Below are 16,228 nucleotides of genomic sequence, written 5' to 3'. Positions count from 1 at the left end.
AAATATTTTAACTTTTTTAATGCTTCAATTATAATTCAAATTAACTATTATGCAATTATTTTTATAGTTTTTAATTTTTTTTATTATTGTACTTATTTTATAATTAACTTTTTATATACGGCTTTTTTAGAGAAAAAATTTTAAATTAAAAAAATTCATATTTTAACTTAAACTTTATTAAAGATCATAGCATACTAAAAATCTATCCTTACCGTTTAAATCTTTCTTTACTTCAGTATTATTTATATTTAAATTACTGCATATATCAATCAAAGAATACGCCTGATTATAACCTATCTCAAAAAAGAATGCCCCATTATCTTTTAAATATATATCTATAATATTTAAAAAAGCCCTATAAAAATCAAGTCCGTCATCTCCTGAATACAAGGCATTAAAAGGCTCAAAATCTAAATCTTTTTGAAGAGAATCTTTATCTTTTAAAGGAACATATGGGGCATTTGAAACTATTATATCAAATTTTTTTTCTGGTATATATTTTAGGGCATCAGCATTTATTATATTTATAAATTTTTCATCGCCTAATATATTAAAAGCATTTTTATTTGTAATTTCTGCTGCCCCATTACTTATTTCAATAGCCGTAATATCAATATTTTTATTTTGCTCTATAAATAGTTTTTTTAATGTAACAGCAATATTTCCGCTTCCGGAACATACATCACATATAGAAATATTATCTTTATCTTTTGTATAATCAAGCACTAAATCAATAATCTCTTCAGTTTCTGGTCTTGGTATAAGCACATTACTATCAACATAAAAATCAAAACCGTAAAACTCTTTTTTATTTGTTATATATGCTAAAGGTTCGTAGTTTAATCTTCTTTCTATAAAACTTTCTATTTGCTTTATCTCCCCCTCCTTTAACTCTCTTATAGCTTCTGATATTAATTTAGTTTTAGATATATTAAGAGTATGCATTATTATAGCAGATACCTCAATATAAGAAACCTTATAATCATTATTAATTTTTTCTAGTTGTTTAGAATAATATATTAGTGCCTTACTTATATCCATAATTAATTATTCAAAAAAATCTTCTCTTTCTGGAGTAAAAGTATCTAATAATCTGCCATTTTTAATACATTTACACCCATGCGTCATATTCTTGGCAAAGTGAAGACTATCTCCAGCCTTACATAAATACTCTTCGCCATTTACATTAAATAAAAACTCTCCGTCTATAATATAAGTAATTTGTTCATGACTATTATGAGCATGAACATCAGCTAAAGCACCTTCATCAAATTCCATATAAACAGTCATAAGATTTTGAGAATAGGCTAATATTTTTCTTTTAAGTCCGTTTCCTAAATCTTTTAATTCGGCTTTATTAAAATCCTGATACATAAATATTCCTTTCATTAAAATAATCAATACAAAAAAAGACACAAAAAAACCAGCCTTGAAGGCTAGTTTATTAACGAGGTATAAAAAATATAATATGGAAAAATTCTTTCAAATATGAATAGCAGTAAGATTTAAGTCGGACAATCTCCGAATAAAGGAGGTGATCCAGCCACACCTTCCGGTACGGCTGCCTTGTTACGACTTCACCCTCATCATCAGTCCCACCTTCGGCGCCGCCCCCCTTGCGGTTAGGCTAACGACTTCAGGTAAAACCAACTCCGATGGCGTGACGGGCGGTGTGTACAATCCCCGGGAACGTATTCACCGTAGCGTTCTGATCTACGATTACTAGTGATTCCAACTTCATGGAGTCGAGTTTCAGACTCCAATCCGAACTGAGGCAACTTTTTTGAGTTTTGCTCCACCTCGCGGTCTCGCTTCTCTTTGTACTTGCCATTGTAGCACGTGTGTAGCCCTGGACATAAGGGCCATGAGGGCTTGACATCATCCCCACCTTCCTCCTACTTGAACGTAGGCAGTCCCCTAAGAGTGCCCGACATTACTCGGTAGCAACAAAGGGTGAGGGTTGCGCTCGTTGCGGGACTTAACCCAACATCTCACGACACGAGCTGACGACAGCCATGTAGCACCTATGTAAAATCTCCTTGCGGTCTGACTTATCTCTAAATCATTGATCTTACAATTCAAACCCAGGTAAGGTTTTTCGCGTATCATCGAATTAAACCACATGCTCCACCACTTGTGCGGGGACCCGTCAATTTCTTTGAGTTTCACCCTTGCGGGCATACTCCTCAGGCGGTACACTTAAGACGTTAGCTACGGCACTCCTATTTAAATAGAAGCACCTAGTGTACAACGTTTACGGCTAGGACTACCAGGGTATCTAAGCCTGTTTGCTCCCCTAGCTTTCGTGATTCAGCGTCGATAAATGCCCAGATGACTGCCTTCGCTATAGGTGTTCCTCTCGATATCTGCGCATTCCACCGCTACACCGAGAATTCCATCATCCCCTACAATATCCAAGACTCACAGTATCCGAGGCGTTCCCGAAGTTGAGCTTCGGTCTTTCACCTTAGACTTATAAGTCCGCCTACTCACCCTTTACGCCCAGTAAATCCGAGCAACGTTTGCCTCCTACGTATTACCGCGGCTGCTGGCACGTAGTTAGCCGAGGCTTACATTATCTACTGTCACTCATTCTTCGATAATTTCCGAGGTTTACAACCCGAAGGCCTTCATCCCTCACGCGATGTCGCTCCATCAGACTTTCGTCCATTGTGGAAGATTCTCAGCTGCTGCCTCCCGTAGGAGTCTGGGCCGTATCTCAGTCCCAATGTGGCCGGTCACCCTCTCAGGTCGGCTACCTATCGTAGCTTTGGTAGGCCGTTACCCCACCAACAGGCTAATAGGCCGCAGGCTCATCGTAAAGCGGATCGCTCCTTTCCTCTACTCTACTTGTGTAGCAAGAGTATATGCGGTATTAGTCCATGTTTCCATGGGTTATCCCCCACTCTACGGCAGATTACCTACGTGTTACTCACCAGTTCGCCGCTAACTTATCCAGTTGCCCGAATAAGCCCGCTCGACTTGCATGCTTAAGACGCATCGCCAACGTTCGCTCTGAGCCAGAATCAAACTCTCCATACTCACTTTTTGTGAATCTGAAATGATTCTTTATTTTACTATTCTACTGAATAGTGATTTACTTACTTAAAGAAATGTTACAAATTGTAACCGTTGGGTCATAGAACTTAACTTAAGTTCGTTTACACCAGTTGTGTTTTGTTTTTCTTAAATTGCTTCTGCTATCCATATTTCAAAGAACTTTTGTTTTTGTTTGTGTCAGCCGATGTTTTGTTTTTTGTTTCTCATCAACTGTTTTATTATTATAGCATAGGACCCAAAAAACACAATAGGTTAAAAGCGTGTTTTTAACAAAAAATCTATATTTTTTAACCAAAAACCAGTTTTATTATACATATAATACATTTTTAACAGCTGCCAAATCAAAACAGGGCGTTTTTTAATAATTTAAGACCTAAAAAACATCAAAAAAACCAAAAATTCAGCTGAAAAAATCAAAAAAAACGGAAATTTTTTGAACTTTCTGCTTAAAATCCGGAATTTTTTTCTCCATAATTCAATAAAAAACAATAAAAATTCAATTAAAATCAGCAAATAGACAAAAATTTTAATAAAAAAATCATAAAAAGATCTAATTCAAAAAGAAAATTTCGCTTAAAAAACAAAAATCAAAGCTGAAAAATCACCTAAAACACAAAAACTCATAAGAAAATAATTATTAAGAGAGCTAAAAAAGATAATAAAAATAAAAAATAATTGAAAATATAAAAAAATACAAAACTAAAAAATAATATATATAAAAAATAAAAACTTCCGTAAATAATTCCCCATAATAATTTATAAAAATACTTAAAAATAAATTTACATCTCTAAAATCCGATAAAGATAATGTAGTAGTAAAATATATTTTTAATAACTTGATTTTATATTAAATTAGATATATTATATAAGTCTGTAAGATTGGAGTACGATTTTGGAAAACATATTAGATATTATTAATAAAGCTCAGCTAAAAAATATAGATAAAGAAACATTCTTATCTATAGCCTCAATGTGTTCATTTATTCCAAAATCTATAACAGAAAACAACACTTGGAAAAAACTGCCTCTGTCTGCTAAAGAAGTATACAGAACATTGGTAGCAAATTATGATTATGAGTTAGGCATCGCTAAAACTACTCATTCTCAAATATTAAATGAAGCTGGTATAGGCGGAAATGCTACTATAGTAAAATCTTTGGATACTTTAGAAGAAAAAGGTTTTATTACAAGAGTAGAATCCAAAATGAAAAGCCATCATTACCTTATGCCGCATCAGGAAAAGTTTTTTGCCACTGTATGCAATTTTGAAGTAAGGGATTTTTCAATACTTTACACTGTAAACAAAAAAAATAAAAAAGAAGCTCAGGTTAAGCAGGCTGTAGATAAACTTTTTTTCAAAGTTTGTTATAATTTAAGTTGTTTAGGTATAGATGACCCGCAGAAACTTATAGACAAGTATTCTTCTAACGGAAATCAATTAAGAATAATACTTTCTATGTGCAATAGCGTATATATAGCAAAAAAATATAATCTAAACAAAGACATTAACTTAAATAATTATCTTATAGACTCCTTAAAAACAGGAAATATAACAGAAAACATTTTTGATGATAAAACAATGAATACTATAAGAAATCTATTAATTAAAAATAAACAAAATATTACAGAGTAAAAATATGGCAACAAAAAAAACTACTACAAACAAAAAAGAAGAAAGCAAAGAAACAGTAAAGAAAACTAAAAAGACTGCTGCAACCAAAAAGACAGCTGATGAAGAAGTTAAAGATACAGCGGCAACAGTAAAGAAAACTACGTCTAGAAAAACTGCCGCAGCTAAAAAAACAGCTGATGAAGAAGTTAAAGATACTACAGCTGTTAAAAAAACTACTGCTAGAAAGACTACTGCAGCCAAAAAAACAGCTGATGAAGAAGTTAAAGATACTACAGCTGCTAAAAAAACTACTGCTAGAAAGACTACTGCAGCTAAAAAAACAGCTGATGAAGAAGTTAAAGATACTACAGCTGTTAAAAAAACTGCTTCTAAAAAAATTGCAGCTGAAACAACTCTAAAAGAAGAAAGTAAAGCCATAGATTTACAAAAAAACAAAGAAGAAATAACAAATAAAAAAATAGATAGTATTTTTGATAAAAAAGATGATAAAGTTTCTGATGCATCTGAAAATAAAATATCTTCAAGAGAGTCTCTAATAAAAAAAGACGAAGAAAAAAAAGAAGAGAGAAAAGATTTAAAAGAACTTATAAAAGAAGCTAAAGCGGATAGAAAAACAGCATTTAAAACATCAAGTCCAGTAAGAAAATTAGAAACTATAAAAACTGAAAACAGTGAAACTAAGACAGAAAGAGAATCAATAACTCTATTAAAAGAGGCTATAAAAGCAAAATCAAAAAATGTATCAAGACCTGTTGCTGTGAAAAAACGTTTAGCTGTTGTTGATGATGATGCTGAAATCAATGCAGAATTAAAAAATAATTCATCTTCTGAATTAAACGTTTCAAAGCCTATAATAACAAGCGTATTGGCAGCTCAAAGTATAAGCAGCATAAAAGATAATGAAACAAAAGAAAATGATATAAACGAAATAAAATATAATCAAGATAGTATTGACTTTCTTGATAAAAAAGAAGATGAAAAAGAAAAAAGCGAAGAAGAGGTAAATATAAATACTGAAAAAACATCAGATGATGAAATAAATAAAGAAGAGCCCGCTGAAGAAGAAAAAGAAGTTTCAGAAACAGAAAATAAAGATGAAGTAAAAGAGTTAGAGGAAAAAGAAGAGATTACAGAAACTAATTCATCAGCTATAATGCATAACTACAGCTCTTCATACTCTTTTACAAGATTTGAGAAAGAAGAAGAACCGGAAAAAATAGATGAACATGCAGAAGAAAATAATTTAACTAAATCTGAAGAGAAAGCAGTTGAAGAAACAACTGAAGAGAAAGAATTAGAAAATAAAACTGAAGAAGTTAAAATAAATGACAAACCTACATACAGTAAAAGCGATATATTCAAAAGACCTGTAATTATACCTTCAAATAATGATGAAGAAATAAAAAAATCAGTATATGAACAGCATGAAATAGATAAGGCAATACAAACAGCACCTACTATTGATGAAAATGATGCTGTTGAAAATTATCAAAATTATAATTCAAATGAAACTGAAAACAATGAAGATGAATCTAAAAAATTACAGGAATTAAAAGAAAAAGATATAAAAATAATAGAAACTGAAGATGAATTAAAAACTTCTGCATTGCCTGAAATAGAGAAAAAACCTGCAGAGCCTTATGTTGCTCCAGCACATTCTATAGATGAAAATAAAAAATCAAATAAAATTGCGGCTATAGTAGGAATTATAATCATAATATTAGGATTATCGTTCTTAGGCGTACAGTTCTTCTCTGGAAAAAATAATGAGCTTGATGATGATTTCTATGAAATAGTTACTAATGAAACTATATCGCCAACTAATGATATTACTCAAACAAATAATGCAGTTAATACTTTAACTAATACAGCAAGACCGCAGACTAACAATGCAGCTGCTCAAACTAATACAGCAAGACCGCAGACTAATAATACAGCTGCTCAAACTAACACAGTAAGACCGCAGACTAATAATACAGCTGCTCAAACTAACACAGTAAGACCGCAGACTAATAATACAGCTGCTCAAACTAATACAGTAAGACCGCAGACTAATAATACAGCTGCTCAAACTAACACAGTAATACCGCAGACTAATAATACAGCTGCTCAAACTAATACAGTAAGACCGCAGACTAATAATACAGCTGCTCAAACTAATACAGCAAGACCGCAGACTAATAATACAGCTGCTCAAACTAATACAGCACCAACTCCTCCTAAAGAACCGGAAATAACTCCGCCTACACCGCCGACTCCTCCTCCTAACCCTCCTGCAGCTAATACTAATGCCGCGGCTAATAATAACAATCAGAATACAAGATTATCATATAATACTGACACTTATAAAACTAAATGGACTGATACTCTTTCATCTATTGCAGCCTCCGAGCTTGGAGATGAAAGAAGATGGCCTTCAATATTTGTACTTAATGAAGATATAATAAATAATCCTGATAATATAGTTTTTAATAGAGATATAAAAATCCCCAAAGGGGGAAAAAAAAAAGTTGAGGATATGAATGATAATGAAAAGAAATTGCTGTATGATGATTATATAAAGGTATCTGAAATGTACACAAAAATCGGAAAGCAAAATCTCGCAAATTCTATAAAATCTCAGGCAAATTCTATTATCAGTAAATAAAAATCAAAATATAATAAATAAAACAAATAATAAAAATATTTAACAACTATTATGAAAAGATTCGCTAAAAATAAAAATGCAGTATTAGAATTCTCATGTACAGGCTGCGGAATATGCTGCAAAGAAAAAGGATATGTATTTTTTAATGATGATGATATAATACAAGCTTCAGACTTCTTAAAAATATCTCCTCCTGTATTTATAAACAAATATTTAGAATATGAAGAATATTACGGATATTATATAAAAGTCGATGAAGGAAAATCCTGCTGTTTCTTAGACGAAAATAATAAATGCACAATAAATGACGCCAAACCAAAACAATGCAAAACTTTTCCATACTGGAAAGAATACATCGATAAAAATGGTAATTTAATAGCTGGAAAATTTAATCGACCATGCAAAGGTGTTAAAATAAAAAAGTAGATTTTTATTATTTCCTTTTTTACAAAAATATTATATAATGATACGCGTATATTTTTGTTTTAGGAAATCTAAAGAATGAGTAATGACTTAACTACCAAATACGATATTTTAACCGTTAAAGAATTAAAAACAATCAAAGATCAGCTAGTATCACATAATATCCCCCTATTTAGAGTAGATAAAGAAAAAAAAATTATTCCATTTCCAACCGAACAATTAAGCCTTATCATAGATAATGAAAAATATAATAACCTAAAACTATATATCCCAAAAAACTTTTCAGTATTTATAGAAGAGTTCAAATCTATAACTCAGGCTGATAACTCTTCAAATGAATCTGAAACAAATCAGCCTTACATATTTAGGACTCCTAAAGAATCTGAAAAAGAGATGGGAAAAAGAATATCTGAAATCTCTAAAATGACTTACAAGGAAAAAGTAAGTACAATAGAAAGCTATAACACAGAACTAAAAAAAATAGTAGTAAATGAAGAAGTCGGAATAAATAAAAATACAGCACAGCAAATAGTTAATGTAGGTAATGATGTAGGATTAATAGCAAAAGTTACCATGTTTGAGAGTATACAAAAAATTAAAGGCGAAGAGATTACTCAGGAACAGGCTAAAATAGAAAATCAGGAAATTACAGAAACTACAACTAATCTAGTTACAACTATAGTAGATATGCTTTCCAAAAATACAGAAACACAAAAAGTCTTTGATGAACTTAGAAACTATTCTGACGGAGGAGTAATGTCGCACTCCAACAGGGTATTTATCTCATATGTGAATTTTATGGCTTTTTATAACAACCTTATCAACAGAAGACATTTAGTACATAAAATAAGAACTTCATACACTAATAAATATAAAAAATTCTATGAGCAAGTTGAAACTATGTTTAGTAAAGACAGTATACGCAAAAACTTAGCTACTGTTGAAGACTGTATTGATAAAGGAATAAAAATCATAGAAGAGAGAGAGATGAATCTTTATTCTGTAGGGGCTTTGCTTCATGATATAGGTAAAGTTAAAGATTTGGACTATTTTGAAGGAGCTAACGGCAGAGATTATGAGAGAATAAAAAAACACTTATTTAATAGTTATGCTCTTGTAAGCCAGACTTCTGAATATCCTCTTGAAGTTATATTAACTGTAGCTTTGCACCATGAATATTACGGATTAGGATACGGACCTTATGATCATTTATATAAATTAAAATTGGCAAAAGATCCTCATTTCCAAATAAAAAGAATAATGACATATGATGCTAAAGCTATAGATGAATGCGAGGCTTTTGCATATTTCCCTGCCAAAATGCTTGAAATTATAGATGTATATGATGCTCTAATAGACCCGGCACGTAAATATAGAGGCGGTAAAACTTTTACTCCAGAGGAAGCTCTTAATATTATGAGAGAAGATTTTGTAGAAAAGCATGTCAAATTAGACCCTATACTATATGATGTATTTGTAGAGTTTTTAAGTAATTCTATAGAGCAGGATTTGATGGCGTGCAAATTGCTGTAAATTATTAAACAGTATAATTATTTCTAAATTATTTTTTAATGATATGATAGTATTTAATTTATAATTGGAATTTATCTTAAAAGCAAAAATTTTTATAATGTATGAGCCGTAAGTAAATTATAATATTATTTTTCTAAAAAATGGCAATTATCAAATAATAGACTTGTTTTAAAACTACTTGACAAATTGAGTATGAAATTATTTAATTTAAAAATTACAAACAAAATGTTTTACATGTTGTATAAACTATCATTTTGGTATATAAACATGCCGTCTTTTGCGAAGCGTATCCAAGTTTATCGAGGATATAAGGTTCTTTGTGTCAACCCACAGGACTTCCTACAGCCGCAAAAGAAGCGTGGTTTGGGGCAAAGCCCAACTATAATTAAAAAATATTAAATTAAAAAAGTATAAATATTAAGAAATTTAGTTTTGAAATAAGTATAATACAGATAAGATTACTACTAAACAGTTATAAAAAACTATGAGCCAACCATGGGAATCGAACCCACGACCAATGCATTACGAATGCACTGCTCTGCCAACTGAGCTAGGTTGGCTTTTTTTAATCATTAGTAACATTATTATTGTTTAACTCTTCTAACTTTGCTATGCCGTCTCTGTATGCTTCAAACACTACCTGCCAATTACTTGTAGTTAGTGATGAAATGCCTATATCATCATAAACTTCTTCTGAAAACTGATTAATAAAATTAAAACGTATATTTGTTATAGCAGCATTTGCAAAACTGTTAAACTCATCATCATTATTAAATTTGTATCTCACCTCTACATCATAATACTGTTTATCCCCCATTAAATAAGGACTATAAACAACTTTCTGCACATTTGTTAATTGTACGCTGCTTCCGTCATTAAAAGTAAATATTATAGGTGTGCCGCTATTAACAAATATCTGACTTGGATACTTATATCTGAACTCTAATGTTATACTCCTTCCAGCTCTTTTATAAAATCTAAATCTGTTATCTCTTAAATATTTATAGGTTTCTTTCCAAGATGTGTATATATTCATTTTTGATGTTAATTTATCTTTCTCTGTAAAAAAAAGTCTGCTGTTTAATATATTAGTTTCCTGAGAATACAAAATATTTAAAATAAAAAATGAAAAGAGTAATATATATTTATTCATTTTATCATTCCCTATACAAAAATTATTTTATACTACTAATAAGATACGGAAATATTAACCTTAAAATTAAATAATAGTAAGCATTTTTTTTATAAAAACAATTGACAATAACATTCATTCTTGTTAGGCTAACATAACATTTAACAAATATAATAAAACTTTAAAAGACCATCTTAATGGAAAGTATTATAATATTATCAGTAATAGCAGTTATTGCTGTAATTGACAAACTACATTAAAAAAATGAAATCTTTAGTGAAGACTCAGAAATTATAAAAAAGATAAAAATAAAAGATAAGAATAAAAAATAGACACAATGACTTATACTAAATGTGCCAAAATAATATAAAACAATTTTAATAAAATTGGGGGTATATATGCCAAAATAGATTTTGATAATGAAAATCCATAATATTAAGTAAAAAGAATTAGATGATATAAAGCATTAGAAGATGTTATATACTATATTAAATATGACTTTTTAAAAATACAATAAAAGTTTTTAAGTTTGTAAACAACAATAATAGACTTACTGTAATTTTTTAATTGTCTGATTTATATAGCTTTATATTATCATTATTAATTATACGTTTTATTATTTCTATATCTTCATCGTCAAAATCATTAGAAAAATATATAGACTTTATACTTGGAGATTTTAATAATATAGCTTTCAAAATATTATTTTCTTCTGATGCAAACATATAAAGCAGAGACTCGTATTTTATATCATCATCTCTTGTGATAAACTTAGCATTCTTTCCATAAACTTTATCATAATGAACATTATCAATAATAACAGTATCTTCTGCTTCATACTCTATGCATATAGTTTTTCTGTTTAAATTATTAATAGATTTTTCAAATGAGTATAATTTTATTTTTTCTATTGATGGTTTTATCGCTTTTAATTTATTATCATCTAAAATATTTTCTAAAGCCTCATAAGCATTTTTATACTCTGCCCTATTTTCAAATAAAAGTTTTAATAAGTCTGTATTATATTCCATACTTTTATATAATGATAATGTAGCTTGAGTATTATGAGCTTTGTAAAACTCTATACTTTTATTAAATATTTTATCAAACAAATCTAAAAAATCATTGTATCTTATAATATTATTTTTAAGAAGTGTATATGAGAGAAGAAATATATTATATCCTGCAAAACCTAATTTGCAATTAATATCATAATTATCTATATATCTGAAATATGTATTTACAAGTTTATCATAATCTTTTTTCAAATAATAAAGAATAGCCAAATTATTATAAATATAAAAAGATGATTTTTCTCTTTCTATTAATTTATTATAATAAAAAACTGAATTATCATAATCTTTTAAATGATAATACGACTCGGCAAGCATATTATATACATTATTATTATACTTATTTATTTTTTCAGAGTATTCTATAACTTTATCATATCTTTTATTATTAAAGCATATAGTAATTAATTTGCCATAATATTTAAATGAATCAGGCTTTAATTCTAGTATTTTATCTGCAAAATACATAGCATTATCATATTCTTCAAAATCAAAATATATACTGAATAATGTTTCATAAGCATTGCTGTAAAGAGGGTTAATCTCAAGTGCCTTATTTAAATAAACTAATGCCTTTTCTTTCTCTCCAAGATGATAATATGATAAACCTATACAATTATATGCATCAGCATTATTTGAATAAATATCGATAGACTTATTAAAATTCTCTATTGCCTTTTCATAATTTTTCAAATTATAATAAGCCAAAGCCAAATTATTATATGCCTTATAATATCTGTCATTAATCTCTATAGACTTATTGAAATACTCTATTGCCTTATCATACTCTTCATTAGATGAATAACATATACCTATAAAATTATACGCCTTATAAGCATTATTATTTTTTTCTATTACCCTTTCAAAACATTCTATCGCTTCATAGTAATATTTTTTAGAATAATAGCTTATACCCAATTTATTATAATCAGTAAATGCCTTAACATCCAGTTTTTTAGCCTTATCAAAATATAAAGCAGCCTTGTCAAATATCTTTCTATTAAAATAAACTAATGCCAAATTATTATATGCATTAGCATATTTAGGATTAATCTCGATAGACTTATTAAAATAATATATAGCATTGTCATAATCCTTTAAAAAAGAATAAACAGCTCCTAAAGTATTTGCTATTTTGTATGACTTGCTGTTGTACTGGAAAAATCTTTTAAAGCATTCTATTGCCTTTTCATAACTTCCTATCTTATAATAACTCATACCAAGCATATCATAAGCCTTAAATACCCTCTCATCTAAAGATTTTGAATGCTCAAAAAACTCTATAGCTTCATTATACTTTTTATTTTTATAGTAAAATAAAGCCAAATTATTATATGCCTTATCATATTTAGGATTAATCTCTATGGACTTATTAAAATACTCTATAGCTTTAGTATAGTCCTCTTTTGCAAAATAGCTTATACCCAAAAGATTATATGCTTTATAAGAATTGGGAGTAATTTTAAGAGTTTCATTAAAACATTCTATAGCTTTATCATATTGTTTTATAGCATGATAGCTTATTCCTAGTAAATTGTATGATTTAAAAGTTTTTATATCTACTTTTCTAGCCTCTTCAAAATACCTTATGGCATCTTCATACTCTTTCATCTCAACGCATACTTGACCTTTATATAGATTGGCTCTATAGTTTTTAGGTACTTTTTTTAGTATTACATCAAGAATCTCTAAAGTTTGATCATAGTCTTCATTGGTCATACGATATGAAGCTTCATTTAAAAGATAATCCATTTTTGTATTAAGCATGAAAACCCCAGTATACAATTATATACTACATTTTACAATGAATACATATGTTATGTCAACAATAAAAGCAATTTTTTTAAAAATTAATTGAATGCTCAGTATATACTTGAACAATTTTATTTAGTAAATTTATATATTTTTATACTTGTACTATTAACTTTTTTACCGCAAATTCGTTAAAGTTTTTATCCCTCAGATACGCTTCCAGAAAAGAGCAATTACTAACTAAAACTTTTATATATGATTATTTATGTAGAATATAAACTAGACTACACCTTTCCAAAGGTATACAGAGACTGACTTTGTATGTGCCAATACACACAGACTTCCTACTGTTGCAAATAACTGGGGTTGCCGATACATACCGTAGGCAGGCAAAAGAACTGCTTAATACCCGCAAATATTTTAAATAAAAAAATTAATTTTGACAAACTTAAAAATTTTTAATATATATAATATAAGCAATCATTATATAAGCAGATTTTTAAAAAACTATAATACAAATTATAATCACTTCTTCTTGTTTGTGAGAGCTAATATAAGAATATGCACAACTGATTTATCTACTTCTGGTATTCTTAGTGCCTGCGATATATTATAAGGCTTATACTGTTTTAATTTATTTATAGCATCTATCTTTACGCTTTTTAAAGTAGAATAATCAAAATCTTCTGGTATAAGCATATTCTCATACTTTTCAATGTCTCTTATTTCGTTTAAATATCTTGCAATATAGCCTTCATATTTAATAGCTATTTCGGCATTATTTAAAACATCTTTGTTATAATTATCGTCTATTAAAGAAACAAGCATATCAATACCGCATTCGGGACGCTTTATTATAGAAGAGAGTGTCATACTTCTGTATTCTTTAGCCTCTTTTGTAAATCCCAAATCTTCTGCTTCTTTTTGAGTTAATGTTCTTTTATTTAAGTATTCTACAAGTATTTGAGTTTTTCTTTTTTTATCTCTTACTTTATCAAGCCTTTCTTTACTTGCAAGCCCTATATTATAAGAAAGTTCTGTAAGTCTTTCATCGGCATTGTCCTGTCTTAAAAGCATTCTATGTTCTGCCTGCGAAGTAAACATTCTATGAGGCTCTTTAGTTCCTTTAGCAGTTAAATCATCTATTAAAACTCCAATATATCCGTCGCTTCTTTTAAGTATGAATGGAGCTTCTTTTTTTATTTTTAATGCCGCATTTATTCCAGCCATTAACCCCTGACAAGCAGCCTCTTCATATCCGCTTGTTCCGTTAATTTGTCCTGCCAAAAATAAGCCTTCTATTTTTTTAGTTTCTAGTGTAGGCTTTAACTCTATAGGGTTCACGTAATCATATTCTACTGCATAAGCAGGTTTTAATATTTTCACCTCTTCAAGCCCTTTTAATGATCTTATCATCTTTATCTGCACTTCTTCTGGCAAACTTGAAGAGAAACCATTTATATAAACTTCATTAGTTCTGTAGCTTTCTCTCTCTAAATGAAGCTGATGTCTTGGCTTATCTGCAAATCTTACAACCTTATCTTCTATGCTCGGGCAGTATCTAGGACCTATTCCAGTAATCGCTCCGCTGTACATTGGTGATAAATGTATATTGTCCTGTATAAGTTTATGAATATTAGTATCAGTATATGTTATATAGCAAGGCTCCTGAACTATATCAATTTTCTCATCTAAAAAAGAAAAAGGTACTATTTCCTCATCGCCTTTTTGCATCTCTAATATATCAAAATTAATAGAATTATAATCTACTCTTGCAGGAGTACCTGTTTTTAATCTTCCTACTTCAAGACCTAAAGCCCTTAAATTATCAGAAAGCCCTATAGCAGGAAGCTCTCCAATTCTTCCAGCCTGCTTCTGATATGGTCCTATATGAATAAGTCCGTTTAAAAATGTTCCAGTAGTGAGAATTACAGCATCACATTCATACTCTCTGCCTCTTTCTGTTTTTAAACCTTTAAGTACATTATTTTCAACTACTATTTCTGTTACTATATCCTGATGAAGTGTAAGATTATTCTGAGCATAAAGAGTTTTAGCCGCTTCTTCCTTATATGCATATTTATCAGCCTGAGCTCTTGGTGCCCATACAGCTTTGCCTTTGCTTCTATTAAGCATTCTGAACTGCATCATAGTTTTATCTATTAAAAGCCCCATCTCTCCGCCTAAAGCGTCTATCTCTTTTACAATAGTGCCTTTTGCCACGCCTCCTATAGAAGGATTGCATGACATTTGTCCTATAGTATCAAGATTAATAGATATAATAAGTGTATTCATACCAAGTCTTGCTGATGATAGTGCTGCCTCTATTCCAGCATGACCTGCACCTACAACTATAACATCATATTTATTATTCATATATTCTCTCTTTAATAAATTTGATTAGAAAATAATATATTAAAATCATTATATTGTCAAAAAAATAATATTTGATTGCTATTCAGTTATAGACTGAATTTTTATAATTGAAATACATTTTTTATTTTGCTTACTATAATAGTACTCACTTTGAATTTTAGTATTTTATATTCTATTATTGTATTTTATTTTTAAAAGAAAATTATTATTTGAATTCTTTTATTTTATATCTGTTTGTTATTTAAAGATAACTTGATAAATAATATTTTAAATAAACTTTAAAAATCTAATCTCACTCCCCGCCCTCCAAATTTTTTAATGCTACACTGACATTTTTATACTATTTTTCTACATTACTTACACTGTTATTTAAAGAAGCCCACCCAAGTGATTTTTTAAATTAGCATTTTATTTAACGCACGTAGAATCGAATCCTTATATAGTGTAAAATTAGAATATCAAATCGATTGTTATAAAAAAATCCGCTATACGTGCGTTGAGGAAAATGCAAAGTTAAAATAAATTTGGGGCGGGTTTTCTTTTGTAGTATATACTGATATATTTAATCAAAATATATGAAAAAATAAAAACTTTTAAAT

At 29.3% G+C, this 16,228-nt stretch carries 9 protein-coding genes, 1 tRNA gene and 1 rRNA gene; 4 read left to right on the top strand and 7 right to left on the bottom strand.

The window, feature by feature from the left end:
- Positions 1–177: 177 nt before the first annotated feature.
- From prmC to BMUR_RS08325, 3 genes are all read right to left on the bottom strand, one after another.
- Complete coding sequence (gene prmC / locus BMUR_RS08335; protein WP_013114161.1) at positions 178–1,041, bottom strand: peptide chain release factor N(5)-glutamine methyltransferase; 864 nt, start codon at positions 1,039–1,041, stop codon at positions 178–180.
- 6 nt (positions 1,042–1,047) lie between these two features.
- Positions 1,048–1,416, bottom strand: coding sequence for a cupin domain-containing protein (locus BMUR_RS08330; protein ID WP_244833424.1), 369 nt, complete (start codon positions 1,414–1,416; stop codon positions 1,048–1,050).
- Positions 1,417–1,527: 111 nt separating this feature from the next.
- A 16S ribosomal RNA gene (locus BMUR_RS08325) occupies positions 1,528–3,042 on the bottom strand.
- Between the two features lie 910 nt (positions 3,043–3,952).
- Here BMUR_RS08325 and BMUR_RS08320 point away from each other — a divergent pair.
- From BMUR_RS08320 to BMUR_RS08305, 4 genes are all read left to right on the top strand, one after another.
- Positions 3,953–4,693 (top strand): hypothetical protein, encoded by a 741-nt coding sequence (locus tag BMUR_RS08320; protein ID WP_013114159.1) that lies wholly within the window; start codon positions 3,953–3,955, stop codon positions 4,691–4,693.
- Between the two features lie 4 nt (positions 4,694–4,697).
- Positions 4,698–7,340 carry a hypothetical protein gene (locus tag BMUR_RS08315; protein ID WP_013114158.1) on the top strand — a complete coding sequence of 881 codons (2,643 nt, stop codon included), beginning with the start codon at positions 4,698–4,700 and terminating at the stop codon, positions 7,338–7,340.
- 51 nt (positions 7,341–7,391) lie between these two features.
- A complete protein-coding gene (locus BMUR_RS08310; protein ID WP_013114157.1) occupies positions 7,392–7,766 on the top strand; it encodes a YkgJ family cysteine cluster protein in 375 nt (124 codons plus the stop codon).
- 75 nt (positions 7,767–7,841) lie between these two features.
- Positions 7,842–9,296 (top strand): HD-GYP domain-containing protein, encoded by a 1,455-nt coding sequence (locus tag BMUR_RS08305; protein ID WP_013114156.1) that lies wholly within the window; start codon positions 7,842–7,844, stop codon positions 9,294–9,296.
- A 487-nt stretch (positions 9,297–9,783) separates the two neighbouring features.
- Here BMUR_RS08305 and BMUR_RS08300 read toward each other — a convergent pair.
- The 4 genes from BMUR_RS08300 to mnmG all read right to left on the bottom strand — a co-directional run bounded on the left by BMUR_RS08300 (position 9,784) and on the right by mnmG (position 15,629).
- Positions 9,784–9,856 (bottom strand) — tRNA-Thr (locus BMUR_RS08300).
- Positions 9,857–9,861: 5 nt separating this feature from the next.
- Entirely contained in the window at positions 9,862–10,449 is a 588-nt protein-coding gene (locus BMUR_RS08295; RefSeq protein ID WP_013114155.1) for a hypothetical protein, read from the bottom strand.
- Between the two features lie 542 nt (positions 10,450–10,991).
- Entirely contained in the window at positions 10,992–13,268 is a 2,277-nt protein-coding gene (locus BMUR_RS08290; protein ID WP_013114154.1) for a tetratricopeptide repeat protein, read from the bottom strand.
- A 510-nt stretch (positions 13,269–13,778) separates the two neighbouring features.
- Complete coding sequence (gene mnmG, locus BMUR_RS08285) at positions 13,779–15,629, bottom strand: tRNA uridine-5-carboxymethylaminomethyl(34) synthesis enzyme MnmG (protein ID WP_013114153.1); 1,851 nt, start codon at positions 15,627–15,629, stop codon at positions 13,779–13,781.
- Between the last annotated feature and the right edge of the window lie 599 nt (positions 15,630–16,228).

The organism is Brachyspira murdochii DSM 12563 (assembly GCF_000092845.1).
GTDB classification, from domain to species: Bacteria; Spirochaetota; Brachyspiria; order Brachyspirales; family Brachyspiraceae; genus Brachyspira; species Brachyspira murdochii.
Note: the sequence above shows the minus strand (reverse complement) of the source record. Positions and strands in the feature narration are given on the sequence as shown.